24 protein-coding genes are annotated in these 23,545 nt (G+C 60.8%); 13 read left to right on the top strand and 11 right to left on the bottom strand.

What is annotated here, in order from left to right; genetic code table 11:
* Positions 1–133 precede the first annotated feature (133 nt).
* Positions 134–2,977, top strand: a complete 2,844-nt coding sequence (locus AC3WN7_RS06475; protein ID WP_102673523.1) for a class I adenylate cyclase — start codon at positions 134–136, stop codon at positions 2,975–2,977.
* Positions 2,978–2,984: 7 nt separating this feature from the next.
* On the opposite strand, the gene rnk is transcribed toward AC3WN7_RS06475, so the two are convergent.
* From rnk to cyaY, 3 genes are all read right to left on the bottom strand, one after another.
* Positions 2,985–3,395, bottom strand: a complete 411-nt coding sequence (rnk, locus tag AC3WN7_RS06480; RefSeq protein WP_007980800.1) for a nucleoside diphosphate kinase regulator — start codon at positions 3,393–3,395, stop codon at positions 2,985–2,987.
* A 256-nt stretch (positions 3,396–3,651) separates the two neighbouring features.
* On the bottom strand, positions 3,652–3,870 hold the full coding sequence (locus AC3WN7_RS06485) for a DUF1289 domain-containing protein (RefSeq protein ID WP_095964311.1): 219 nt from the start codon (positions 3,868–3,870) through the stop codon (positions 3,652–3,654).
* 4 nt (positions 3,871–3,874) lie between these two features.
* Positions 3,875–4,207, bottom strand: a complete 333-nt coding sequence (cyaY, locus tag AC3WN7_RS06490) for an iron donor protein CyaY (RefSeq protein ID WP_102673525.1) — start codon at positions 4,205–4,207, stop codon at positions 3,875–3,877.
* 330 nt (positions 4,208–4,537) lie between these two features.
* Here cyaY and lptM point away from each other — a divergent pair, with 330 nt between their 5' ends.
* From lptM to AC3WN7_RS06520, 6 genes are read left to right on the top strand one after another with little or no spacing between them, the layout of a single operon-like run.
* The gene (gene lptM, locus AC3WN7_RS06495) at positions 4,538–4,714 is read left to right on the top strand and encodes an LPS translocon maturation chaperone LptM (RefSeq protein ID WP_007980804.1); all 177 of its coding nucleotides are present in this window, start codon (positions 4,538–4,540) and stop codon (positions 4,712–4,714) included.
* Positions 4,715–4,726: 12 nt separating this feature from the next.
* Positions 4,727–5,974, top strand: a complete 1,248-nt coding sequence (gene lysA / locus AC3WN7_RS06500) for a diaminopimelate decarboxylase (RefSeq protein ID WP_095964312.1) — start codon at positions 4,727–4,729, stop codon at positions 5,972–5,974.
* Between the two features lie 4 nt (positions 5,975–5,978).
* A complete protein-coding gene (gene dapF, locus AC3WN7_RS06505; RefSeq protein WP_095964313.1) occupies positions 5,979–6,809 on the top strand; it encodes a diaminopimelate epimerase in 831 nt (276 codons plus the stop codon).
* Positions 6,810–6,822: 13 nt separating this feature from the next.
* Positions 6,823–7,548: a DUF484 family protein gene (locus tag AC3WN7_RS06510; protein WP_102673526.1), complete on the top strand. Its 726-nt coding sequence runs from the start codon at positions 6,823–6,825 to the stop codon at positions 7,546–7,548.
* Between the two features lie 2 nt (positions 7,549–7,550).
* Positions 7,551–8,450, top strand: coding sequence for a tyrosine recombinase XerC (xerC, locus tag AC3WN7_RS06515; protein WP_015097341.1), 900 nt, complete (start codon positions 7,551–7,553; stop codon positions 8,448–8,450).
* Positions 8,447–9,154, top strand: coding sequence for an HAD family hydrolase (locus AC3WN7_RS06520; protein WP_095964314.1), 708 nt, complete (start codon positions 8,447–8,449; stop codon positions 9,152–9,154). The genes xerC and AC3WN7_RS06520 overlap by 4 nt, the downstream gene beginning before the upstream one ends.
* Before the next feature lie 181 nt (positions 9,155–9,335).
* Here AC3WN7_RS06520 and sutA read toward each other — a convergent pair whose 3' ends face one another.
* The 4 genes from sutA to glnK form a co-directional block, all read right to left on the bottom strand.
* Positions 9,336–9,659 (bottom strand): dormancy-specific transcriptional regulator SutA, encoded by a 324-nt coding sequence (gene sutA / locus AC3WN7_RS06525; protein WP_007989490.1) that lies wholly within the window; start codon positions 9,657–9,659, stop codon positions 9,336–9,338.
* A gap of 101 nt (positions 9,660–9,760) precedes the next feature.
* Complete coding sequence (locus AC3WN7_RS06530) at positions 9,761–10,186, bottom strand: secondary thiamine-phosphate synthase enzyme YjbQ (RefSeq protein WP_015097344.1); 426 nt, start codon at positions 10,184–10,186, stop codon at positions 9,761–9,763.
* Positions 10,187–10,400: 214 nt separating this feature from the next.
* Positions 10,401–11,738, bottom strand: coding sequence for an ammonium transporter (locus AC3WN7_RS06535; protein WP_015097345.1), 1,338 nt, complete (start codon positions 11,736–11,738; stop codon positions 10,401–10,403).
* A 35-nt stretch (positions 11,739–11,773) separates the two neighbouring features.
* Positions 11,774–12,112: a P-II family nitrogen regulator gene (gene glnK / locus AC3WN7_RS06540; protein WP_002555808.1), complete on the bottom strand. Its 339-nt coding sequence runs from the start codon at positions 12,110–12,112 to the stop codon at positions 11,774–11,776.
* 419 nt (positions 12,113–12,531) lie between these two features.
* Here glnK and AC3WN7_RS06545 point away from each other — a divergent pair, with 419 nt between their 5' ends.
* The gene (locus AC3WN7_RS06545; RefSeq protein WP_007980822.1) at positions 12,532–12,792 is read left to right on the top strand and encodes an accessory factor UbiK family protein; all 261 of its coding nucleotides are present in this window, start codon (positions 12,532–12,534) and stop codon (positions 12,790–12,792) included.
* 373 nt (positions 12,793–13,165) lie between these two features.
* Positions 13,166–13,687, top strand: coding sequence for a BRO-N domain-containing protein (locus tag AC3WN7_RS06550; RefSeq protein WP_102673527.1), 522 nt, complete (start codon positions 13,166–13,168; stop codon positions 13,685–13,687).
* Between the two features lie 54 nt (positions 13,688–13,741).
* Here the strand turns inward: AC3WN7_RS06550 and AC3WN7_RS06555 are convergent, their stop codons facing one another.
* Together AC3WN7_RS06555 and AC3WN7_RS06560 are read right to left on the bottom strand one after the other, a co-directional pair.
* Entirely contained in the window at positions 13,742–14,047 is a 306-nt protein-coding gene (locus tag AC3WN7_RS06555; protein WP_007980826.1) for a HigA family addiction module antitoxin, read from the bottom strand.
* Positions 14,048–14,055: 8 nt separating this feature from the next.
* A complete protein-coding gene (locus tag AC3WN7_RS06560; RefSeq protein ID WP_007980828.1) occupies positions 14,056–14,334 on the bottom strand; it encodes a type II toxin-antitoxin system RelE/ParE family toxin in 279 nt (92 codons plus the stop codon).
* Between the two features lie 271 nt (positions 14,335–14,605).
* Between AC3WN7_RS06560 and AC3WN7_RS06565 the strand changes: the two genes are divergently transcribed.
* Positions 14,606–16,099, top strand: coding sequence for a YifB family Mg chelatase-like AAA ATPase (locus AC3WN7_RS06565; protein WP_102673528.1), 1,494 nt, complete (start codon positions 14,606–14,608; stop codon positions 16,097–16,099).
* Between the two features lie 171 nt (positions 16,100–16,270).
* Here AC3WN7_RS06565 and AC3WN7_RS06570 read toward each other — a convergent pair whose 3' ends face one another.
* Positions 16,271–17,191, bottom strand: a complete 921-nt coding sequence (locus tag AC3WN7_RS06570; RefSeq protein WP_015097348.1) for a LysR substrate-binding domain-containing protein — start codon at positions 17,189–17,191, stop codon at positions 16,271–16,273.
* Between the two features lie 158 nt (positions 17,192–17,349).
* On the opposite strand from AC3WN7_RS06570, the gene AC3WN7_RS06575 reads away from it, so the two are divergent.
* Positions 17,350–18,747 (top strand): NorM family multidrug efflux MATE transporter, encoded by a 1,398-nt coding sequence (locus AC3WN7_RS06575; RefSeq protein ID WP_095964442.1) that lies wholly within the window; start codon positions 17,350–17,352, stop codon positions 18,745–18,747.
* Positions 18,748–18,882: 135 nt separating this feature from the next.
* Here AC3WN7_RS06575 and AC3WN7_RS06580 read toward each other — a convergent pair whose 3' ends face one another.
* On the bottom strand, positions 18,883–20,556 hold the full coding sequence (locus tag AC3WN7_RS06580) for a putative bifunctional diguanylate cyclase/phosphodiesterase (RefSeq protein ID WP_102673529.1): 1,674 nt from the start codon (positions 20,554–20,556) through the stop codon (positions 18,883–18,885).
* A gap of 264 nt (positions 20,557–20,820) precedes the next feature.
* Between AC3WN7_RS06580 and rep the strand changes: the two genes are divergently transcribed.
* Together rep and AC3WN7_RS06590 are read left to right on the top strand one after the other, a co-directional pair.
* Complete coding sequence (gene rep, locus AC3WN7_RS06585; RefSeq protein WP_007975144.1) at positions 20,821–22,830, top strand: DNA helicase Rep; 2,010 nt, start codon at positions 20,821–20,823, stop codon at positions 22,828–22,830.
* A 55-nt stretch (positions 22,831–22,885) separates the two neighbouring features.
* Positions 22,886–23,458 carry a xanthine phosphoribosyltransferase gene (locus tag AC3WN7_RS06590; RefSeq protein WP_007975145.1) on the top strand — a complete coding sequence of 191 codons (573 nt, stop codon included), beginning with the start codon at positions 22,886–22,888 and terminating at the stop codon, positions 23,456–23,458.
* The last annotated feature ends 87 nt before the right edge of the window (positions 23,459–23,545 follow it).

Raw genomic sequence — 23,545 nt, forward strand, 5'->3', positions numbered from 1 at the left:
GATGTCTGTCTCCACCGATAAAAATCTGACGCCAGAAAAACAAATCAGCTTAAAAGTCCTCGCCTCAAGGCGCTAAACTGCCCCTCATCCGAAGAGCCCCACGTCCGAGCCCTGCGAGCCGGTTTGAGCTGACATGACGCGCACCCATGAAATCCGCCCCGATCTGGACGAGGGAATCGACCGCAAGGTTCTCAGCCAGCTGCGCGCACGTTTTCTGAAACTTAACGAAGGGCGCATGGCTCGCGCCATGGAAGGCTTGTCGACCCGCCAGCAAGGGGTCCTGACCTTGCTGCCGCTGTTTTTCCACGTTAATCATCCGCTACTGCCCGGCTACGTTTCCGGTAGTACGCCGGCGGGGCTGTCGAATTTCGAACCGGACGCCAATGTCCTCGCAGAAGCCCAGCGCCTGACCCGCTCGTTTTCCTACAAGCCTCGCCACGGCAGCAATCCGCCGAGGCCGATTCACGGACTGTTCCTGATGGGCAGCCTCGGCACCCTGGCCCAAGCCGACCAGAGCGACATGGATGTGTGGGTCTGCCATGGGCCGGACCTGACCGAGAACGAACTCGCCGAACTGCGCAAAAAATGCCAGCTGCTGGAAGCCTGGGCCGCTAGCCAGGGCGCCGAAGCGCACTTTTTCCTGATCGAACCGACCCGTTTCGTCCGTGGCGAGCGCGATACCCAGCTGAGTTCGGAGGATTGCGGCACCACCCAGCACTACCTGTTGCTGGACGAGTTTTACCGCACCGCGATCTGGCTGGCCGGGCGTACGCCGATCTGGTGGCTGGTGCCGGTCTACGAAGAATCGAGCTACGACCGCTACACCCATACCTTGATTTCCAAGCGCTTTATCCGCGCCGATGAAACCCTCGACCTCGGCAACCTGGCCTTTATCCCGCCCGGCGAATTTATCGGCGCCGGGCTCTGGCAGCTGTTCAAGGGCATCGAGTCGCCCTACAAGTCGGTACTCAAACTGCTGCTGACCGAGGTATATGCCAGCGAACACCCCAGGGTCCATTGCCTGAGCCTGCGCTTCAAGCAAGCGGTGTTCGCCAACCGGCTCGACCTCGACGAGCTGGACCCGTACGTCGTGGTGTACCGGCGCATCGAGGAATACCTGATCGCCCGCAACGAACCGGAACGGCTGGAACTGGTGCGTCGCGCGCTGTACCTGAAGGTCAATCGCAAACTGACCGGCAGCAGCCGCACCCAGAGCTGGCAACGCTCTTTGCTCGAGCGCCTAGCCCATGAATGGCGCTGGGACCAGCGCCAACTGGCCCTGCTCGATAGCCGCAGCCAGTGGAAAGTCCGCCAGGTCGGCTCCGAGCGGCGGGCGCTGGTCAATGAACTGAACTACAGCTACCGATTCCTCACCCAGTTTGCCCGACAGGAGCAAACGGTCAGCCGCATCAACAAGCGCGACCTGAGCGTGCTCGGGCGTCGGCTATACGCCGCGTTCGAGCGCAAGGCCGGCAAAGTCGAATTCATCAACCCCGGTATCGCCCCGGACCTGGCCGAAGACACCCTGACGCTGGTGCACGCGCCGAACAGGAAAGAACCGGGGCAAAGCCAGTGGGGTTTGTACAACGGCAGCCTGACGGCGCTGGAGTGGGAACATTTCGCGCCGATCAAACGCAGCCGTCACTTGCTCGAGCTGCTGACCTGGTGCCACCGCAATGGCGTAATCGACAGCAGTACCCGCCTGGCCCTGCACCCTGGTACCAGCGACTTGAGCGAGTTCGAGCTGTTCAACCTGCTCGGCAGCCTGCAACAGACTATCGCCCTGCCCTTGCCCACCGTCGCCGAAGAACCTTTGTTGCGCGCCAGCGTGCCGAGTGAAGTGCTGATTCTGGTGAATGTCGGTATCGATCCGCTCAAGCACCATCGCGACCTGAACATCCTGATGACCACTGAGCGCACCGACTCCCTGAGCTACGCCGGGGTTCGGGAAAACCTGGTGCTGACGCTGGACCAGGTCACGCTCAATAGCTGGAACGAAGTGCTGGTGGCTCGCTACGACGGCCCCCACGCCCTGCTCGACTGCATTCGCGATTACCTCAACAACCTGCCCGCCGGGCCGCAACAGCCGAAGCTGAGGGTGCGCTGTTTCTGCCATAACCGCGCGCAGTTCATCGCCCAACGGGTGGAAGACATCCTCGACACCGCGCAGAACCTGCTGCTGAGCCGGCTCAATCATCGCTACCTGATCCAGGTCCAGCAGCACTACCACGTACTGGAGCTGGTGCCGGGACAGGTCCAGCACATCGCACTGGCCACCCTGCCCGCGTTGATCGACTACCTGGGTGAAGAAATGGCGAGCTACAGCCCGCTTCACCTGGATCCAAACGCACTGGAAGAGCACGACCTTGCGCTGTTCCTGCCAACGGGCCAGCCGGACTGCATCCAAGTGTTCTATCGGGTCAACGAAGATCAGGCTGATCTGTACGTGCTCGATGAGTTCAATGCCCTGTGGCAGCAACGCCTGCCCTGGCACGACGAGCAAAGCCTGCTGGTGCCGCTGCAGCGCTTCCTGCAATCGATCCAGTACCGTCGCGATACCCTGTTGCCGATGGACGCTGCCCACCCCTTGAACCTCGACACCCTGTATTGCCAACTGTTACCGTCAGGCCCTGGCCGGGCGCGTCGCATTGAAGCCCGGCCGGCGCCACAGACGCCAGTGAACAAACCGTTTTACGACGTGCAGGCGATCGTCGGCAAAGCTGCACCGGGTCAGGTGCAGGTGACGTTGTATTGCAATCAACGGGAGTTTTCCGAACTGGAGCATGGCGACCAGCTGTTCAGCGTGGTCGCCCGGGAAATCGTCGGGCAGCGCCGGGAAACCGAACGCTACCGCTGCTACATCACCGACCTCGACCTGTCAGGCCTGCTCGGCGAAGGGCAGAGTTCCACCCATTTGTACCTGCGTTACAAAGCAGACCTGGAGCAGGCATTGAACGAGGCGCTCGATCAGGTCTGAGGGGATGTCACTCCGGGAACGCACCGCCATTGGCCGGCTGCGATTCGACTTCCAGCAACGTCAGCTTCAGGGTCTTGCCGCCCGGAGCCGGCCAATCGATATGCTGGCCAACCTTCAGGCCGAGCAGCGCGCTGCCCACCGGCGCCAGGATCGAGACCTTGCCTTCGTCGGCATTCGCATCCTTGGGGTACACCAGGGTCAGGTGGTAGTCCTTGCCACTGCCTTCTTCCCGGCAATGCACACGGGAATTCATGGTCACGACATCCGCCGGCACTTCATCGTGGCCGACCACGGTATCGGCGCGATCCAGTTCGGTTTGCAGCGCAATAACGCCCGGCAGCGTGTCGTCCAGGCTGTCGATCAGGCGCTCCAGACGCTGGACGTCCAGACGGGTAAGGGTGATGGAAGGTGCGGTCATGATTTGGGCAGACTCCTTTCTTCTGCACGAAAAAAGCAAAACCCCGCCAGAAAAAGGCGGGGTTTTCACAAGCCTCGGTGGGTTGAGGCGTTACCGGACACTATCACAGCTCAAAAAATATACAAGCTGGGCGATCCAGCTCCCGCGCGGTCCATTGTGGCGAGGGAGCTTGCTCCCGCTGGGGCGCGAAGCGGCCCTAAAAGCTTGCGGTTGCTTCGCAACCGAACGGGAGCAAGCTCCCTCGCCACAAAAGCCTTTATGCCAAGGATTTGCGGTGAGCAGCCTGGGCGCAAATGACACGGCGGCGATCATCGTCCGCCGAGCGCCATTCGCGGATGTCTTCGACATGGCGGAAGCAGCCCAGGCAGACTTTCTGCTCGTCCAGCCGACACACTCCGCTGCACGGCGACGGCACCGCCGGGCTGACATTGCTGTAGAGCGGCTTCGGTGGGCGGACAGACGCAGGCTGGGTCACGATCTCACAGGCCTTCGAAATCGAGCTCGACACCGGCCTGCTGCTTGACGATACGCTCGAGCATTTCACCCAACTGCTCTTCACTCTTGTCGCACATCCAGCGCTCGCTTTCTTCGTCGTAGTCGAAGTGGAAACCACCGGACACCGCCGCCAGCCACAGCTGACGCAGCGGCTCCTGGCGACTGAAGATCAACTGGCTGCCGTTCTCGAACTTGACGGTCAGCACACCGGCCGAGCTTTCGAGGTCGATATCCAGGTCGCTGTCGTCAAAGATGTCCTCCAGGGTTTGCTGGGTGGCATCGACCAGGTCGTGGAAACGCGCTTCGGACAAACTCATTACGGCAACCTCAAAAAGTGTCTGATCAGGCTCAAGCGCCGCAAGATACGACCGAGCCCTGCTGAATGCAAAGAATAACGACCGCGGGCCGATATCAATAGGTCAAGTGCTGTACCTGTGGGAGCGGGCTTGCTCGCGAATGCGGTGTGTCAGTCGACATCCGCATTGACTGATGCAGCGCTTTCGCGAGCAAGCCCGCTCCCACAATGGATTGCACTTATGTTACGGACATCGGCCCAACCCCCGCCGGACGGGCGGTCCGTTGCATAGGCAAGCTGCCGGGTGGCCGGTATACTCCGGCGCAATTAATGCATTTTCAAGGATTTCGCCATGAAGCGCCTGATCTCTTCCCTTGCTGCGCTCCTCGCGGTTGCCTGCCTTGTGTCGGCCTGCGGTCAAAAAGGCCCGCTGTACCTGCCCGATGAAGACCAGGACCCTGTCGAGCAGGCCAAGTCGTCGCAGCAGCAGCCTGCCTCCAAAGCACACAAGCACGACGTCTACCAATAATAAGGGAACCTCATGGACGCTTTTAACTACCGTGACGGTGAACTGTTCGCGGAAGGTGTTGCCCTGTCTGCCATCGCCGAGCGCTTTGGTACACCGACCTACGTTTACTCCCGTGCACACATCGAAGCCCAGTACCTGGCTTATGCCGATGCGCTGACTGGCACGCCGCACCTGGTGTGCTTCGCAGTCAAGGCCAACTCCAACCTGGGCGTCCTGAATGTCCTGGCGCGTCTGGGCGCCGGTTTCGACATCGTCTCCCGTGGTGAACTGGAGCGTGTACTGGCCGCTGGCGGCAGCGCCGACAAGATCGTGTTCTCCGGCGTCGGCAAGACCCGTGACGACATGCGTCGCGCCCTGGAAGTCGGCGTGCACTGCTTCAACGTCGAATCCACCGACGAGCTCGAACGCCTGCAAGTGGTCGCTGCCGAACTGGGCGTTCGCGCGCCGATTTCGTTGCGCGTCAACCCGGACGTCGATGCCGGCACCCACCCGTACATTTCCACCGGTCTCAAAGAGAACAAGTTCGGCATCGCCATCGCCGACGCCGAAGACGTGTACGTGCGTGCCGCGCAACTGCCGAACCTGGAAGTGGTCGGCGTCGATTGCCACATCGGCTCGCAACTGACCACCCTGCCGCCGTTCATCGACGCTCTCGACCGCCTGCTGGGCCTGGTCGACCGCCTTGGCGATTGCGGCATCTACCTGCGCCACATCGATCTCGGTGGTGGCCTGGGCGTGCGCTACAAGGACGAGGAGCCGCCACTGGCTGCCGACTACATCAAGGCCGTGCGTGAACGCCTCGATGGTCGCGACCTGGCGCTGGTGTTCGAGCCGGGCCGCTTCATCGTCGCCAACGCCGGTGTATTGCTGACCCAGGTCGAATACCTCAAGCACACCGAGCACAAAGACTTCGCCATCGTCGACGCCGCCATGAACGACCTGATCCGCCCGGCGCTGTACCAGGCCTGGATGGACGTCACGGCCGTGCGCCCGCGTCAATCGGCGGCCCGCGCCTACGACATCGTCGGCCCGATCTGCGAGACCGGCGACTTCCTGGCCAAGGATCGTCAGCTGGCCCTGGAAGAAGGCGACCTGCTGGCCGTGCATTCGGCCGGTGCCTACGGGTTTGTCATGAGTTCCAACTACAACACCCGCGGCCGTTCCGCTGAAGTGTTGGTGGACGGTGATCAGGCATTTGAAGTGCGTCGCCGTGAAACGGTAGCCGAGTTGTTTGCTGGCGAAAGCCTGCTGCCGGAGTAAAACCATGCTGCTGCGTTTTACCAAGATGCACGGCCTGGGCAATGACTTCATGGTCCTCGACCTGGTCAGCCAGCACGCGCACATCCTGCCCAAGCATGCCAAGCAATGGGGCGACCGGCACACCGGCATCGGTTTCGACCAGTTGCTGATCGTCGAGGCACCGAGCAATCCGGACGTGGATTTCCGCTACCGGATCTTCAACGCCGACGGCTCCGAAGTGGAACAGTGCGGCAACGGTGCGCGCTGCTTCGCCCGTTTCGTGCTCGACAAGCGCCTGACCGCAAAGCGGCTGATTCGGGTCGAGACCAAAAGCGGCATCATCGAACTGGACGTGCGTAACGACGGCCAGATCAGCGTGAACATGGGCGCCCCGCGCCTGGTGCCGGCGGATATTCCGTTCCAGGCACCGGAGCAGGCCAAGAGTTATCAGGTCGACGTCGACGGCACCCCGGTCGACCTGGCCGCCGTGTCCATGGGCAACCCCCATGCCGTGCTGCGGGTCAGCGATATCAACAACGCGCCGGTGCATGAGCTGGGGCCGAAAATCGAACATCACCCGCGCTTCCCGGCACGGGTCAATGTCGGTTTTCTCCAGGTCATCGACCGGAGCCGCGCGCAGTTGCGCGTCTGGGAACGTGGAGCCGGGGAAACCCAGGCTTGCGGAACCGGCGCCTGTGCCGCCGCAGTGGCCGCGATCAGCCAGGGGTGGATGGATTCGCCGCTATTGATCGACCTGCCTGGCGGGCGCTTGTCCATCGAATGGGCAGGCCCTGGCCAACCGGTGATGATGACCGGCCCGGCAGTGCGCGTATACGAAGGACAAGTGCGTCTTTGAGTGAGCGAAATCCATGACAGACAAGCCTCAGGTACCCGCACGACAAGCTGACGAATCACCGTCCGAAAGCCTGGAGGCGGCGGCTGTTGCCGCGTACCTGGAGGCTCATCCGGACTTCTTCGTCGAGCACGAAGAGCTGCTCCCGTCCCTGCGTATTCCCCATCGACGCGGCGATACCGTGTCGCTGGTGGAGCGTCAGATGACCATTCTGCGCGACCGCAACATTGAACTGCGTCATCGCCTGTCGCATTTGATGGACGTGGCCCGGGACAACGACCGGTTGTTCGAAAAGACCCGTCGCCTGATCCTCGCGCTGATGGACGCCGCCAGCCTGGAAGACGTGGTGATGTGCGTCGAAGACAGCCTGCGCCAGGAGTTTCAGGTGCCCTTCGTCAGCCTCATCCTGCTCGGCGAAAACGCCATGCCGGTGGGCCGCTGGGTCACTCACGCCGAAGCGCAAGTGGCCATCGGCGGTTTGCTCTCGGAAGACAAAAGCGTCAGCGGCAGCCTGCGCGAGCATGAACTGGACTTCCTGTTCGGCGAAGAACAGCGCAAGCAGATCGGCTCCACCGCGGTCGTCGCCATCAGCCACCAGGGCATCCACGGCATCCTGGCCATCGCCAGCCGTGATCCGCAGCACTACAAAAGCTCGGTGGGCACCTTGTTCCTGAGCTACATCGCTGAAGTCATGGGTCGCGTGCTGCCACGGGTCAACAATTCCCTGCGCTCGGTACGCTGAACATGGAACGACAACTGGACGCTTACTGCGAACACCTGCGCAGTGAGCGGCAGGTGTCGCCGCACACGCTGTCGGCCTACCGCCGCGACCTCGATAAAGTGCTGGGCTGGTGCGTCAAACAGAACATCGGCAGTTGGGCGGCGCTGGACATCCAGCGCCTGCGCAGCCTGATTGCCCGCCTGCACGCCCAAGGGCAATCATCCCGCAGCCTGGCGCGATTGTTGTCGGCCGTTCGCGGGCTCTATCACTACCTCAATCGCGAAGGCCTGTGCGACCACGATCCGGCCAATGGTCTGGCGCCGCCGAAAGGTGAACGCCGCCTGCCGAAAACCCTCGACACCGACCGCGCCCTGCAACTGCTGGAAGGTGGTGTGGAGGATGACTTTCTGGCACGTCGGGACCAGGCGATTCTGGAGTTGTTCTACTCTTCCGGGCTGCGGCTGTCGGAGCTGACAGGACTCAATCTCGATCAACTCGACCTCGCCGACGGCATGGTCCAGGTGCTCGGCAAAGGCAGCAAGACCCGCCTGCTGCCGGTAGGAAAAAAAGCCCGCGAAGCGCTGGAGCAGTGGCTGCCACTGCGGGCCATGGCCAACCCGGCGGACGATGCGGTGTTCGTCAGCCAACAGGGGCGACGTCTCGGCCCACGGGCGATCCAGGTGCGGGTCAAGGCTGCCGGCGAGCGCGAACTGGGACAGAATCTGCATCCGCACATGCTGCGGCACTCCTTCGCCAGCCATCTGCTGGAATCCTCCCAGGACCTGCGCGCGGTGCAGGAACTGCTCGGGCACTCGGACATCAAGACCACACAGATCTACACCCACCTGGACTTCCAGCACCTGGCCACGGTCTACGACAGCGCCCACCCAAGGGCCAAACGCATTAAGGGCGACGATTCATGAGCATTCAGTTGATCACCTTCGACCTCGACGACACCCTGTGGGACACCGCACCCGTCATCGTCAGCGCCGAAGCCATATTGCGTGCATGGCTGACCGAACATGCGCCCAACCTGGGGGCGGTGCCGGTGGAACATTTGTGGGCCATACGCGAACGCATCCTGAGCATCGAGCCGAACCTCAAGCACCGCATTAGCGCCTTGCGTCGGCGCGTGTTGTTCCAGGCCCTGGAAGAAGCCGGATATCCCCATGCCGAGGCGTCGGACCTGGCCGATCAAAGTTTCGAAGTGTTTCTGCATGCCCGGCATCAGCTGGAAATATTTCCGGAGGTGCAACCGACTCTGGAGTTGCTGGCCAACCATTACGCCCTCGGCGTGGTCACCAATGGCAACGCCGATGTGCGTCGGCTGGGGCTGGCGGACTACTTCAAGTTTGCGTTGTGCGCCGAAGACATCGGCATCGCCAAACCTGATGCGCGACTGTTCCATGAAGCCCTGCAACGCGGTGGCGCGACGGCTGATACGGCGGTGCATATTGGCGATCATCCGGGCGATGACATTGCCGGTGCGCAACAAGCGGGGATGCGGGCGATCTGGTTCAACCCGGCGGGCAAGGTCTGGGAAGCGGAACGGTTGCCGGATGCGCAGATTGGCAGCCTGACCGAGTTACCAGCGTTGTTGGCGCGGTGGAACAAGGCTTCGGCCTGACACTGTGGGAGCGGGCTTGCTCGCGAATGCGGTGTACCAGTCGACATTGATGTTGGCTGACAGGACGCCTTCGCGAGCAAGCCCGCTCCCACAGTAGATTGTGTTCAACCCGAAAGCTTTGCTTCAGGCATGAAAAAGCCCGCAGCGACGGCGGGCTTTTTCAGCAAGCGGGTAGCAGGCCTCAGATAGGCCGGCTGCCGTACTTGTTATCCGGCTTCTTGGGAGGATCGGCGACCACATTGGCCTCCACTTCCTGCACCTTGCCACCACGGGCCAGGAACTCTTCCATGGCCTTGGCCAGGGCGTCGCGTTCCTTGTTCTTGGCTTCGACACTCGGCAGCTCATCGACCGATACCGCTGCCTTGGCCTTGCCTTTGGCGGCCGGAACCGGCGCATCACCGCCGTCGTCTTCAGCGACGTCTTCCGCCGCTGCTTCCAGACCTTCTTCGGTTTCGTCGTCGTCGCCTACTTCGAGGTCGTCGTTTTCCAGATCATCGTCGCTCATGTTCTACCTCATGACTTGCGAAAAGCAGATTAGTTATAGCCCAGCTTTGCCCTCTGTCGAAGGCTGCCGGAAAAAAATCAACAGCCGCTGCTGACCAGCGGTTATGCCTCTTCACCGTGCACGGTGGCGAGGACTTTGCGGGCACCGCCATGGTCGCGGTGCTCGCCCAGGTAAACGCCTTGCCAGGTTCCCAACGCCAGCCGGCCTGCCGAAATCGGCAAACAGAGCTGACAGCCAAGCACGCTGGCCTTGAAGTGCGCCGGGAGGTCGTCCTGGCCTTCGTCGTTATGCTCATAGCCGTCTGCTCCTTGTGGGATCAGACGATTGAAAAACCGTTCGAAGTCGCGACGTACCGCCGGATCGGCGTTCTCGTTGATGGTCAACGACGCCGAGGTATGCTGCAGCCACAAATGCAACAGACCGACCCGACACGCCTTGAGTTCAGGCAGGCCGGCGAGTAACTCGTCCGTTACCAGGTGAAAGCCCCGGGGCCTCGCCCGCAAGGTAATCAGAGTCTGTTGCCACATACAGTTCTCCGCACGTTCGGGGCGCATTCTAGCGCGCTCTGGGAAAAAACAAAGGCCCTAATATTCCTTCAATCATGTAAGCCTTCGACCGTACAAAAACACCCGACCTAAACATCCTGAAACCTGTAGGAAAAAACCTTTCAGCTCACCCCTCAATGACAAATTTCAGACAAAAAAATGCCCGGCAAGCCGGGCAAGTTTTTTATGCGCGTGCTTACAAGTTGTAGCCGCGTTCGTTGTGAAGCGCCAGATCGATGCCGACCGCCTCTTCTTCTTCATTGATGCGCAGACCCATGACGGCATCCAGTACCTTGAGGATGATGTACGTGGCGATCGCGGTGTAGATCACCGTGAAACCTACGCCTTTGCACTGAATCCACACTTGCGCGGCGATGTCGGTCACGGTGCCGAAGCCACCCAGGGAGGGAGCTGCGAACACACCGGTCAGGATTGCGCCGAGGATACCGCCAATACCGTGTACACCGAAGGCGTCCAGGGAATCGTCATAGCCGAGCTTGCGTTTCAGGGTGGTGGCGCAGAAGAAGCACACCACGCCAGCCGCCAGACCGATGACCAGCGCGCCCATCGGGCCAACAGTGCCGGCAGCCGGGGTAATTGCCACCAGGCCAGCAACCACGCCCGAAGCGATGCCCAGTGCGCTAGGTTTGCCATGGGTGACCCACTCGGCAAACATCCAGCCCAGCGCAGCAGCGGCAGTCGCGATTTGCGTCACCAGCATCGCCATACCGGCGGTACCGTTGGCCGCAGCGGCGGAACCGGCGTTGAAACCGAACCAGCCGACCCACAGCATGGCCGCGCCCATCAGGGTATAACCGAGGTTGTGCGGTGCCATCGGCGTGGTCGGGAAGCCTTTGCGCTTGCCCAGCACCAGGCAGGCAACCAGACCGGCCACACCGGCGTTGATGTGCACCACGGTGCCGCCGGCGAAGTCCAGAACGCCCCAGTCCCACATCAGGCCGCCGTTACCGGACCAGACCATGTGCGCAATCGGCGCGTAAACCAGGGTGAACCAGATGCCCATGAACACAAGCATCGCGGAGAACTTCATCCGCTCGGCGAAGGCACCGACGATCAGCGCCGGCGTGATGATGGCGAAGGTCATCTGGAAGGTGATGAACACCGCTTCAGGGAACAGCGCCGCAGGACCGGTCAGACTGGATGGCGTGACACCGGCAAGGAATGCCTTGCCCATGCCACCGAAGAACGAGTTGAAGTTGACGACGCCCTGCTCCATGCCGGTGGTGTCGAACGCGATGCTGTAGCCATAAATGACCCACAGGACGCTGATCAGACCGGTAATGGCGAAGCACTGCATCATCACGGAAAGAATGTTTTTCGACCGGACCATGCCGCCGTAGAACAGCGCGAGGCCGGGAATGGTCATGAACAGCACCAAGGCTGTAGAGGTCAACATCCAGGCAGTGTCGCCAGAGTTGAGGACCGGGGCCGCCACTTCGTCTGCCGCCAAAGCAAGGCTGGGCATTACGATGGACAACAGGGCTCCTAGCCCTGCGAATTTACGCAGAGTCATATTGTTTTCTCCTGGGGCGTTGGGTTTGTGGCGGCTTAGATAGCGTCGGTATCGGTTTCGCCGGTACGGATGCGAATCGCCTGTTCCAGATTGACCACGAAGATCTTGCCGTCACCGATCTTGCCGGTGTTGGCAGCCTTGGTGATGGCCTCGATTACCCGGTCCAGATCCTTGTCGTCGATGGCGACATCGATCTTCACCTTGGGCAGGAAATCGACCACGTATTCCGCGCCGCGATACAGCTCGGTGTGACCCTTCTGCCGACCAAAGCCTTTGACTTCAGTGACGGTAATGCCCTGCACGCCGATCTCGGACAGCGACTCGCGTACGTCGTCCAGCTTGAACGGCTTGATGATGGCAGTGACTAGCTTCATGAAAACTCTCTCCCGAATTGGTGGACTTGCCCCAGGAAAACAAACCCGTCTCAAGTCTAAGCGCAGTGCCTGGCTTTGTAACGCATCGTCGGCCTTACCTGCCCGTCCGACGCCAGCTAACCGCTCCTTGCGAAGCACTCCCCGTGATTCGCCTGGCGCACTGCATTCGTCACAGCGACTGCATCAGTGCATGGGTCACCAGCATCTAAGCAGAAAGCTTGCCATCTCCACAAAACCGACTGTTTTCAAGCCTTTACCGGCGGATGGTGGATACTTCGCGACAACACCCGGCACGTTACGCACAACAACGGTGCGACGCCGCCCGTCCCGATGCGCGAAAACCGTGCACCCTTTGCCCGCGCAAATGACTATAGACACTGCGTGATACACTGCCCGCCATTGTTTCCAGGACATTGCCCATGCTCGCGCCAAAAGACTTCCTCGACGCCCTGACCGGCACCGCCTCCCGCCTCTTCAGCGGTGACACGCCTCTGCCGAAAGCCGAAATCGAAAGCCAGTTCAAAATGTTGCTGCAGAGCGGCTTCAGCAAGCTGGATCTGGTGAGCCGGGAAGAGTTCGATAGCCAGATGGTTGTACTGGCACGCACGCGGGCGCGGCTGGAGGCTCTTGAAACGAAGGTCGCGGAGATGGAAGCGAAGCTGAATCCGCCAACCGAGTAACCCGCTTTGAAACACAGCCCCCTGTAGGAGCTGCCGAAGGCTGCGATCTTCTGATCCCAAGCCCCGCAAAAATCCCGGCAACGTCCTACAAACATCACACCGCCGTCCGATTGCGTCGCTAAGCCCCGGTTCCTAAGCTCATCCCGGCTGAACATTCAGCACTGGGTTTGGCGACCTGGAACCAAGCAATACACTGCAATCATCCAATATCGGGTGTTCTCTCCCGATTTGAATTATGGCGGCTGTGTGTGGGAGACCTTAGGGTCTGCCGGTATTCGCTTGGCCGGTTCGCCAACCCGCATGCAGCTGCCACCCTTATTGTTTGGCGACGATAAATGGCAGTTATCTATCAAGCGAACTTGGATACTGCTCTATGGACGATAACTACCTAATCCCCCACATCTTCACCCGCCACAAACTCCACCTCCACGCCCTCCTCCTGCAAAACCAACCCTGGTTCAGCGCCCGCGACCTCGGCCGACTACTACGCATCCATCTCAACGACCGCCAACTCCGAAAACTCGATCCCGACCAACACCAAACAACTAAAACCCTCATCCACGGTCACATCGAAAACACCCTGCTGATCAGCGAATCCGGTGTTTACGCCATGCTCGTCTACCACTACTGCCCCGAATACCGAGCCTTGCGTGAATGGCTCACCCACGAAGTCGTCCCGGCCCTGCGAGACGCCCAACACCCCACCACAACCGAACACCCACAACTGAGCCTGCTCAACTGGCCAAAAATGTCGTTGAGCCTGCTGCACTGGAATAACCAGCCATGGATTCGGTTGCAGGATGTGCCGCAGATGCTGCCTGATCAGGGGACTTCAAAGCCTGCTATCAGTGCGCCTTGGTGGAAAAGAGCCGCGAAGATGCTTCACGCATTTTGAATAAAAAAAAACCCCACGCTTTTGGCGTGGGGTTCAGAAAATCCGAGACAACAATCAGGCACAGTGTGCAAGCCGCTCAACCTGATCCCGAATCGCAGCCCCTCGTTCAATCTCGGCTTTACGCAAATCGTAGGTTGATTGCAGGTTCAGCCAAAATTCCGGGGTAGTGTCCAGACAGATAGATAACCTTAGAGCCATATCAGCACTGACACCCCGACGCTGGAGCACGATGTCGTTCACCGTAGGTGTCGACACATTCAACGCTCTTGCCAGAGCGGCAGCCGTAAGGCTCAGAGGCTCCAGGTATTCCTCTTTGAGGATCTCGCCAGGGTGAACCGGGCGCATACCATTCTTAGTCATTACTCACCTCAGTGATAATCGACGATTTCGACATTCTCTGGTCCGTTAGGACCCCAAATGAAGCAAATTCGCCATTGAGCGTTGATACGGATGCTGTACTGACCTTTTCGATTCCCCTCCAGCGCCTCCAGGCGATTACCCGGCGGGGATCGAAGGTCTATCAACACGGCAGCAGCATCAAGCATCGTCAGCTTTCGTTCCACGACGCTCAGAATGGCTGACCACATACGGGTCTTACCGTTGCGAAACAGGTACTCGGTCTCAGAACACTTAAAGCTAACGATCATAATTTAAAGCTTAACGTTATGCATTAATCTTGAGTGTATAAGCTGACTTGCCAAATGCAACCAAGAGGGCGTGACTCTCAGTGACCTTTCAACATTTTAGGAAAAGGACTACCTGCTCGACTCCACGAAGCCTTCATTGATCAAACCGCACTCCAGCGCAGGCAATATCCTGCGATAGTTTCCCTCCCCCTGCCGTCACGCGAAAACGCCAACACACAACTACCCTTCACAAACCCGCAGGAAGCGGTGCTCTTCAACTCAAGGAACGACCATGTCCCTCTCCATCGTCCACAGCCGCGCCCAAGTCGGCGTGGAGGCGCCTGCCGTCACCGTAGAAGTTCATCTGGCCAACGGCCTGCCATCCTTGACCATGGTCGGCCTGCCCGAGACGGCGGTGAAGGAAAGCAAGGACCGGGTGCGCAGTGCGATCATCAATTCGGGGCTGCAATTTCCGGCGCGGCGAATCACGCTGAATCTGGCGCCGGCGGATTTGCCCAAGGATGGCGGGCGCTTCGATCTGGCGATTGCCCTGGGGATTCTCTCGGCCAGTGTGCAGGTGCCGACGCTGACACTGGATGACGTGGAGTGTTTGGGGGAGTTGGCCCTGTCCGGTGCGGTGCGGGCAGTTCGAGGGGTGTTGCCGGCGGCGTTGGCGGCGCGCAAGGCCGGGCGCTGGCTGATGGTGCCACGGGCGAACGCTGAGGAAGCGTGCCTGGCGTCGGGACTGAAAGTGATTGCTGTTGACCATTTGCTGGAGGCCGTCGCGCACTTCAACGGGCATACACCGATCGAGCCTTACGCTTCCGATGGACTGCTCTGCGCCAGCAAACCCTATCCCGACCTGAATGAAGTGCAAGGGCAACTGGCGGCCAAGCGTGCGCTGCTGATTGCGGCTGCAGGCGCCCACAACCTGTTACTCAGTGGCCCCCCCGGGACCGGAAAAACCTTGCTGGCGAGTCGCTTGCCGGGGCTGCTGCCGCCGCTGACCGAGAGCGAGGCGCTGGAAGTGGCGGCGATTCAATCGGTCACCAGTTGTGTGCCGTTGCGTCACTGGCCACAGCGCCCCTTTCGCCAGCCCCATCACTCCGCCTCTGGCCCCGCCTTAGTGGGTGGCGGCTCGAAACCGCAGCCGGGTGAAATTACCCTCGCCCACCACGGCGTCCTGTTTCTTGATGAGCTTCCCGAGTTTGAGCGCAGAGTATTGGAAGTCTTGAGGGAGCCAATGGAATCCGGGCATATCGTCATCTCGCGGGCGAAAGATCGCGTGCGCTTTCCGGCACGCTTTCAATTGGTGGCGGCAATGAATCCGTGCCCCTGTGGATATCTTGGCGAGCCAAGCGGGCGCTGCTCCTGCACGCCGGACATGGTGCAGCGTTATCGCAACAAGCTGTCGGGGCCGCTGCTCGATCGCATCGACCTGCATCTGACTGTCGCCCGGGAAGCCACGGCGTTGAATCCCAAAGTGAAGCCAGGCGAGAACAGCGCCAGTGCTGCAGTGCTTGTCGCCGAGGCTCGTGAGCGCCAGCAGAACCGCCAGGGTTGTGCCAATGCGTTTCTCGATCTGCCGGGTCTGCGCCGGCACTGCGAGTTATCCACAGCCGATGAGCACTGGCTGGAATCCGCCTGTGAACGACTGACCCTGTCACTGCGTTCGGCGCACCGTTTGCTCAAGGTGGCGCGGACGCTGGCGGACCTGGAACAGGTTGACGCGATCAGCCGTGAACATTTGGCGGAGGCGTTGCAGTATCGGCCGGCCACGCAGTAAGTATCGAAACCGAGTCGTTCCATTCGCGAGCAAGCCCGCTCCCACAGGTTCGGCGTCGTTTATCCTGTGGGAGCGGGCTTGCTCGCGAAGACTAATTCAGCCGCACCTCAACGAAAGCGGTCAACCCCGGAGCGCAAAACCGCCGCCAGCCTCTCCTGCGGCTTCCTCGTTTCAGCTCAGATGCACGACATCCGGCAACTCCATGGACCGGACTTCGTTTTGCAGAAAGTCGCTGAGCCGGCGCATGCGTTCGCCGCCGGGACGGGTTTTCGGCCACACGAGGTAGTAACACAAGCCGCTGGCCACCGCTGTCGGCCACGGCAGGCTCAAGCGGCCCTGAGCCACGTCCTCCGCGACCATCAGCAGATCGCCCATGGACACGCCATAACCTCGCGCAGCGGCGATCATGCCCAGTTCCAGGGTGTCGAACACCTGCCCGCCCTTGAGCGATACCTGTTCGGCCAGGCCCATGCGCTCCAGCCAGTTGCGCCAGTCGCGGCGGTCCGGTGTCGGGTGCAGCAACTCGGTGTTACTCAGACGCTCGACATCCCAGGGCTGGTCGCCCCGCAGGTTGGGTGCGCCGACCGGGATCAACTCCTCGGGGAACAGGTAACTCGCCTCCCAGTCCGGAGGGAAATGTCCGTTGCTTAACAGCACCGCACAGTCGAACGGCTCGTCGTTGAAGTCCACGGAATCGACGTCCATCCACGCACTGGTCAGCTGCACTTCGTTGCCCGGCTGCAGATGACGGAAGCGACTGAGGCGCGCCAGCAACCAACGCATGGTCAGGGTCGACGGGGCTTTCATGCGCAGGATGTCGTCTTCGGCGCGCAAGGTATTGCAGGCGCGTTCCAGGGCGGTGAAGCCCTCGCGAATACCCGGCAACAGCAAGCGGGCCGACTCGGTCAGTTGCAGGTTGCGGCCACTGCGGTGAAACAAGCGGCAGGCAAAATGCTCTTCGAGCGTACGAATGTGCCGACTGACCGCACTTTGGGTAATCGACAGTTCTTCCGCGGCCCGGGTAAACGACGTGTGTCGCGCCGCCGCTTCAAATGCGCGCAAGGCATATAAGGGAGGAAGACGACGCGACATCAGGAAAGCTCCTACAGCGGTTTTTGGATACCCTAGCAGAAACTATCCTGCATGAGTTTGAATCATGCTATCCATCCTTTTTATCCCTTTGTGCAAACGCCGCAGAGCGCCGAGAATCGACGCTTTCCTGTCCACTTCCAGAATCGAGCGTGATGACCATGCAGCATCCAGCACGTACTGAACTCTGGGCCATCCTGCGGCTGGCGGGGCCGCTGATTGCCTCGCAGTTGGCGCACATGCTGATGGTCCTCACCGACACCCTGATGATGGCGCGCCTGAGTCCCGAGGCACTGGCCGGTGGCGGGCTCGGCGCGGCGACCTATTCGTTCGTGTCGATTTTCTGCATCGGCGTGATTGCTGCCGTCGGCACTCTGGTCGCGATCCGTCAGGGAGCCGGCGACATTCTCGGGGCGACCCGGCTGACCCAGGCCGGGTTGTGGCTGGCATGGCTGATGGCGCTGGTCGCCGGTTTGCTGCTGTGGAACCTCAAACCGGTGCTGCTGCTGTTCGGCCAGACCGAAAGCAATGTCCAGATGGCCGGGCAGTTTTTGATCTTCCTGCCGTTCGCCCTGCCCGGCTACCTGAGCTTCATGGCCCTGCGCGGGTTCACCAGCGCCATTGGCCGTGCGACACCGGTGATGGTTATCAGCCTGGGCGGAACCGTGGCCAACTTCCTGCTCAACTACGCGCTGATTACCGGCATGTTCGGCCTGCCGAAACTGGGGCTGATGGGCATCGGGCTGGTTACGGCGATTGTCGCCAACCTGATGGCCCTGGCGCTGGCGTGGCACATTCGCCGGCATCCGGCTTATGAGGCCTATCCGCTGCGTCAGGGCCTGTCGCGGCTGAATCGCCAGTACCTGAAGGAACTGTGGCGTCTGGGCTTGCCGATTGGCGGCACCTACGCGGTGGAAGTCGGGCTGTTTGCCTTCGCCGCGCTGTGCATGGGCACCATGGGCAGCACGCAACTGGGTGCACACCAGATCGCCCTGCAAATCGTATCGGTGGCGTTCATGGTGCCGGCGGGGATTTCCTATGCGATCACCATGCGCATCGGTCAGCACTACGGCGCCGGGCAACTGCTGGATGCGCGGCTGGCCGGGCGGGTCGGCATTGCGTTCGGGGCGGCGGCGATGCTGTGTTTCGCCATGGTTTTCTGGCTGTTGCCGAATCAGTTGGTCGGTTTGTTTCTCGACCACAACGACCCGGCGTTCCGCGATGTCATCAACCTCGCCGTGAGCCTGCTGGCGGTGGCGGCATGGTTCGAGCTGTTCGACGGCACCCAGACCATCGCCATGGGCTGCATTCGCGGGCTCAAGGATGCCAAGACCACGTTCCTGGTGGGCCTGGGTTGCTATTGGCTGATTGGGGCTCCGGCGGCGTGGTGGATGGCGTTCCACCTGGACTGGGGGCCAACGGGTGTCTGGTGGGGCCTGGCGCTGGGGCTGGCGTGTGCGGCGGTGAGCCTGACGTTGGGGTTTGAGTGGAAGATGAAGCGGATGATCAAGCGCGAAACGACGTCAGAGCAGCGCTTCGAAGTCGCTCAGCCTGACTGAGATCCCTTGTAGGAGCGAGCCCGCTCGCGATAAACCCGAGAGCGCCGCGGGGCACCTGCCAACCAGCGTTATCGTTGACGACCATCGCGAGCAAGCTCGCTCCTACAGGGTTCGGTGGCAAACAATTACTCGTGATCAGCTTACGACTTCCAGCGGCGTCTGCTGGCTGGAGCCAAACATCAGATATTCCACCAGCTCGGCCAGCGGCAATGGCCTGCTGATCAAATACCCCTGCACCTGATCGCATTCGAACCCGCGCAGCAGATCCAGCTGCTCCGGTGTTTCCACACCTTCGGCGACCACTTCAAGGTTGAGGTTGTGCGCCAGGTTGATCATCGCGTGGACCAGCTTGCGGTTTTCCTCACGCTGTTCCATCCCGCCGACAAAGCTCTTGTCGATTTTCAGCAAAGTGATCGGCAGGCTGTTGAGGTGCACGAACGACGAGAAGCCGGTGCCAAAGTCGTCGAGAGAGAAGCGCACACCGAGGCGCCCGAGGGCGTCCATGGTCTGCTTGACCAGGTCGCTGCGGCGCATCACGGCCGTTTCGGTCAGTTCGAACTCCAGCCACTGCGCCTCGACGCCGCGCTCGGCAATCAGGCGACTGAGGGTCGACAGCAACTGGCTGTCCTGGAACTGCCGGAATGACAGGTTGATCGCCATGTGCAACGGCGGCAAACCCAGCTCAAGCAGCGCCTGCATGTCGCGCAAGGCCCGGGAAATCACCCAGTAGCCCAGCGGCACGATCAGACCGCTTTGCTCGGCCAGCGGCACGAATTCACTCGGTGGCAGCAGGCCGCGCTCGGCATGCCGCCAGCGCACCAACGCTTCGAGACCGACGATCTGTCCGTCTTCAAGGTTCAGCCGTGGCTGGTAGTGCAACTCCAGCTCATCGCGGCGCAGTGCCCGGCGTAGTTCGGTTTCGAGGTCGGCGATGCTGCGGGCATTGCGATTGATGCGTTCGTTGAAAATGTGGAAAGTGCAGCCTTGCGTGCTTTTGGCCTGCTGCATGGCAATGTGCGCGTGCCACATCAGCGGGTCCGCACCGGTCTGGGCCCGGGCATGGGCAATGCCCAGGCTGGAGCCGATCAACAAGCTTTCGCCGTCGACCCAATAGGGTTCGGCCAGCGCTTCGCTGATGCGTTCGGCCATCCACTCGGCACGCTGGGGTGCGCGACGGGTGTCGATCAGCAGCGCGAATTCATCACTGCCCAGGCGCGCGAGTTGATCGCCGGCTTCAAGCTGGCTCTTGAGCCGCGCCACCACCTGCAGGATCAGGCGGTCACCGGCCTGATGGCCGAGGGCGTCGTTGGCGTAACGGAAATTGTCGAGGTCGAGATGACCGAGGGCCAGGCCGCGACCGTCGTTTTCCGCCAGGCGCGCCGTCAACAGGGTCTGAAAGCCCTGGCGATTGGCGATGCCGGTGAGCGGATCTTGCTCGGCCAGGCGTTGCAGGGTGTTTTCCAGCACGCCACGTTCGCGCACATGGCGCAGGCAGCGGCGCAACATGCCTGGATCGAGATGATCGCGCACCAGCCAGTCACTTACACCGTCGGGCGGGGTCAGCGGCTCATGGTCGAGCAGCAACACCGTCGGCAGGCTGCAACGGCCCGGCGCCGGTTGAAGTTGCGGGATGGTCAATAACACCGCGCTGCGGTTGTCATCGAACAGGCTGCTGACCGACTCCCAACTCGGCGCGCTGATGAGCACGGCCGAGCTCCCCATCGGAGCCAGACACTCGCGCAACAACGCTGCCCACGCTGGCTCTTCGGCCAGTAGCAGCAAACGCAAGGGTTCGACAGGCGTAGACAAGCTAGCTCCCTAGACTCTGCAAAGATGTAGGCGACGGGCATTATGCCGTCCCGACGACCAATGACAATGACATCAGTTATCAAAACGAGCCCTTTGTATCCGGAATTACGAACATTAGCCGCAAATTCGTTGCGCATCCTGCGTGAAAGTAACAAAACCGGCAATTACAGATAGCGCGGTACGTCACAAGTCGGACAGAGCAGCACAAATCGCTGAGCCTGTTAAAATGCCGGCCCATTTCGTGACTGACTCCTGAAATTACCTATGTCCCGACTCAATCCCCGGCAGCAAGAAGCCGTGAGCTACGTCGGCGGCCCTCTTTTGGTGCTCGCCGGTGCAGGCTCCGGCAAGACCAGTGTGATCACGCGCAAAATCGCGCACCTGATCCAGAACTGCGGCATCCGCGCCCAGTACATCGTCGCCATGACCTTTACCAACAAGGCCGCCCGCGAGATGAAGGAACGGGTCGGCACCCTGCTGCGTGCCGGTGAAGGTCGCGGGCTGACGGTCTGCACCTTCCACAACCTGGGCCTGAACATCATCCGCAAGGAACACGTGCGGCTGGGCTACAAACCGGGCTTCTCGATCTTCGACGAGACCGACGTCAAAGCCCTGATGACCGACATCATGCAGAAGGAATACTCGGGCGACGACGGTGTCGACGAGATCAAGAACATGATCGGCGCCTGGAAAAACGACCTGATCCTGCCGGCCCAGGCCCTGGAAAACGCGCGCAATCCCAAGGAGCAGACCGCCGCCATCGTCTACACCCACTACCAGCGCACGCTCAAGGCGTTCAACGCAGTGGACTTCGACGACCTGATCCTGCTGCCGGTGAAGCTGTTCGAAGAACACGCCGACATCCTGGAAAAGTGGCAGAACAAGGTGCGATACCTGCTGGTGGACGAATACCAGGACACCAACGCCAGCCAGTATTTGCTGGTGAAAATGCTCATCGGCAAGCGCAACCAGTTCACCGTGGTGGGCGACGATGACCAGTCGATCTATGCCTGGCGCGGTGCCCGCCCGGAAAACCTGATGTTGCTCAAGGAGGACTACCCGTCCTTGAAAGTGGTGATGCTGGAGCAGAACTACCGCTCCACCAGCCGCATCCTGCGCTGCGCCAACGTGCTGATCTCGAACAACCCCCACGAATTCGAAAAGCAGCTGTGGAGTGAAATGGGTCACGGCGACGAGATCCGCGTGATCCGCTGCCGCAACGAGGACGCCGAGGCCGAGCGTGTGGCCATGGAAATCCTCAGCCTGCACTTGCGCACCGACCGTCCGTACAGCGATTTCGCGATCCTGTATCGCGGCAACTACCAGGCCAAGCTGATCGAGCTGAAATTGCAGCACCACCAGGTGCCGTATCGCCTGTCCGGCGGCAACAGCTTTTTCGGCCGTCAGGAAGTGAAAGACCTGATGGCCTACTTCCGTCTGATCGTGAACCCGGATGACGACAACGCCTTCTTGCGGGTGATCAACGTGCCGCGTCGCGAGATCGGCTCGACCACGCTGGAGAAGCTCGGCAACTATGCCACCGAGCGCAAGATCTCGATGTACGCCGCCACCGACGAAATCGGCCTGGGCGAGCATCTGGACAGCCGCTTCACCGATCGCCTGTCGCGCTTCAAGCGCTTCATGGACAGGGTTCGCGAGCAGTGCGCCGGCGAAGACCCGATCTCCGCCCTGCGCAGCATGGTCATGGACATCGACTACGAGAACTGGCTGCGCACCAACAGCTCCAGCGACAAGGCCGCCGATTACCGTATGGGTAACGTCTGGTTCCTGATCGAGGCGCTGAAGAACACTCTGGAGAAAGACGAAGAAGGCGAAATGACCGTCGAGGACGCCATCGGCAAACTCGTCCTGCGTGACATGCTCGAGCGTCAGCAGGAAGAGGAAGACGGCGCCGAAGGCGTGCAGATGATGACCCTGCATGCGTCCAAGGGCCTGGAGTTCCCCTACGTGTTCATCATGGGCATGGAGGAGGAAATCCTCCCGCACCGCTCCAGCATCGAAGCCGACACCATCGAAGAAGAACGTCGCCTGGCCTACGTGGGCATTACCCGCGCGCGCCAGACCCTGGCCTTCACCTTCGCGGCCAAGCGCAAGCAGTACGGCGAGATCATCGATTGCGCGCCGAGCCGCTTCCTCGATGAGTTGCCACCGGACGATCTGGCCTGGGAAGGCAACGACGACACACCGACCGAAGTCAAAGCCGTGCGGGGCAACAATGCATTGGCAGATATACGCGCGATGTTAAAGCGCTAGAATTGACAACTTTTATATGACCTTCGGCGCACAGGCGCCAAAAGAGGACAGCTTCATGGAAGCCCTGCACCAGAAAATTCGCGAACAAGGCATTGTGCTTTCCGACCAGGTCCTGAAGGTCGACGCCTTTCTGAACCACCAGATCGACCCGGCCCTGATGAAGCTGATCGGCGACGAATTCGCCACGCTGTTCAAGGACTCGGGCATCACCAAGATCGTCACCATCGAAGCCTCGGGCATCGCCCCGGCGATCATGACCGGCCTGAACCTCGGTGTGCCGGTGATTTTCGCCCGCAAGCACCAGTCCTTGACCCTGACCGAAAACCTGCTGTCGGCGACCGTGTACTCGTTCACCAAGCAAACCGAAAGCACCGTGGCGATCTCCCCGCGCCACCTGACCAGCAGCGACCGCGTGCTGATCATCGATGACTTTTTGGCCAACGGTAAGGCGTCCCAGGCGCTGATTTCGATCATCAAACAGGCCGGCGCGACCGTGGCGGGCCTGGGCATCGTGATCGAGAAGTCGTTTCAGGGCGGTCGTGCGGAGCTGGATTCACAGGGTTATCGCGTAGAGTCGTTGGCCCGCGTGAAGTCGCTGGCAGATGGTGTCGTGACCTTCATCGAGTAAGCCGCCACACCGCAATTCCCCCTGTGGGAGCGGGCTTGCTCGCGAAGGCGGTGTGTCAGTCGACTGATTTTTGACTGACACACCGCC

The sequence above is a fragment of the Pseudomonas sp. FW305-70 genome, assembly GCF_058783925.1.

Coding starts and splice junctions, on each gene's coding strand:
- AC3WN7_RS06475 (WP_102673523.1), top strand. CDS start 134: ATGACGCGCACCCATGAAATCCGCCCCGATCTGGACGAGGGAATCGAC.
- rnk (WP_007980800.1), bottom strand. CDS start 3,395: ATGACCGCACCTTCCATCACCCTTACCCGTCTGGACGTCCAGCGTCTG.
- cyaY (WP_102673525.1), bottom strand. CDS start 4,207: ATGAGTTTGTCCGAAGCGCGTTTCCACGACCTGGTCGATGCCACCCAG.
- lptM (WP_007980804.1), top strand. CDS start 4,538: ATGAAGCGCCTGATCTCTTCCCTTGCTGCGCTCCTCGCGGTTGCCTGC.
- lysA (WP_095964312.1), top strand. CDS start 4,727: ATGGACGCTTTTAACTACCGTGACGGTGAACTGTTCGCGGAAGGTGTT.
- dapF (WP_095964313.1), top strand. CDS start 5,979: ATGCTGCTGCGTTTTACCAAGATGCACGGCCTGGGCAATGACTTCATG.
- AC3WN7_RS06510 (WP_102673526.1), top strand. CDS start 6,823: ATGACAGACAAGCCTCAGGTACCCGCACGACAAGCTGACGAATCACCG.
- xerC (WP_015097341.1), top strand. CDS start 7,551: ATGGAACGACAACTGGACGCTTACTGCGAACACCTGCGCAGTGAGCGG.
- AC3WN7_RS06520 (WP_095964314.1), top strand. CDS start 8,447: ATGAGCATTCAGTTGATCACCTTCGACCTCGACGACACCCTGTGGGAC.
- sutA (WP_007989490.1), bottom strand. CDS start 9,659: ATGAGCGACGATGATCTGGAAAACGACGACCTCGAAGTAGGCGACGAC.
- AC3WN7_RS06530 (WP_015097344.1), bottom strand. CDS start 10,186: ATGTGGCAACAGACTCTGATTACCTTGCGGGCGAGGCCCCGGGGCTTT.
- AC3WN7_RS06535 (WP_015097345.1), bottom strand. CDS start 11,738: ATGACTCTGCGTAAATTCGCAGGGCTAGGAGCCCTGTTGTCCATCGTA.
- glnK (WP_002555808.1), bottom strand. CDS start 12,112: ATGAAGCTAGTCACTGCCATCATCAAGCCGTTCAAGCTGGACGACGTA.
- AC3WN7_RS06545 (WP_007980822.1), top strand. CDS start 12,532: ATGCTCGCGCCAAAAGACTTCCTCGACGCCCTGACCGGCACCGCCTCC.
- AC3WN7_RS06550 (WP_102673527.1), top strand. CDS start 13,166: ATGGACGATAACTACCTAATCCCCCACATCTTCACCCGCCACAAACTC.
- AC3WN7_RS06555 (WP_007980826.1), bottom strand. CDS start 14,047: ATGACTAAGAATGGTATGCGCCCGGTTCACCCTGGCGAGATCCTCAAA.
- AC3WN7_RS06560 (WP_007980828.1), bottom strand. CDS start 14,334: ATGATCGTTAGCTTTAAGTGTTCTGAGACCGAGTACCTGTTTCGCAAC.
- AC3WN7_RS06565 (WP_102673528.1), top strand. CDS start 14,606: ATGTCCCTCTCCATCGTCCACAGCCGCGCCCAAGTCGGCGTGGAGGCG.
- AC3WN7_RS06570 (WP_015097348.1), bottom strand. CDS start 17,191: ATGTCGCGTCGTCTTCCTCCCTTATATGCCTTGCGCGCATTTGAAGCG.
- AC3WN7_RS06575 (WP_095964442.1), top strand. CDS start 17,350: ATGCAGCATCCAGCACGTACTGAACTCTGGGCCATCCTGCGGCTGGCG.
- rep (WP_007975144.1), top strand. CDS start 20,821: ATGTCCCGACTCAATCCCCGGCAGCAAGAAGCCGTGAGCTACGTCGGC.
- AC3WN7_RS06590 (WP_007975145.1), top strand. CDS start 22,886: ATGGAAGCCCTGCACCAGAAAATTCGCGAACAAGGCATTGTGCTTTCC.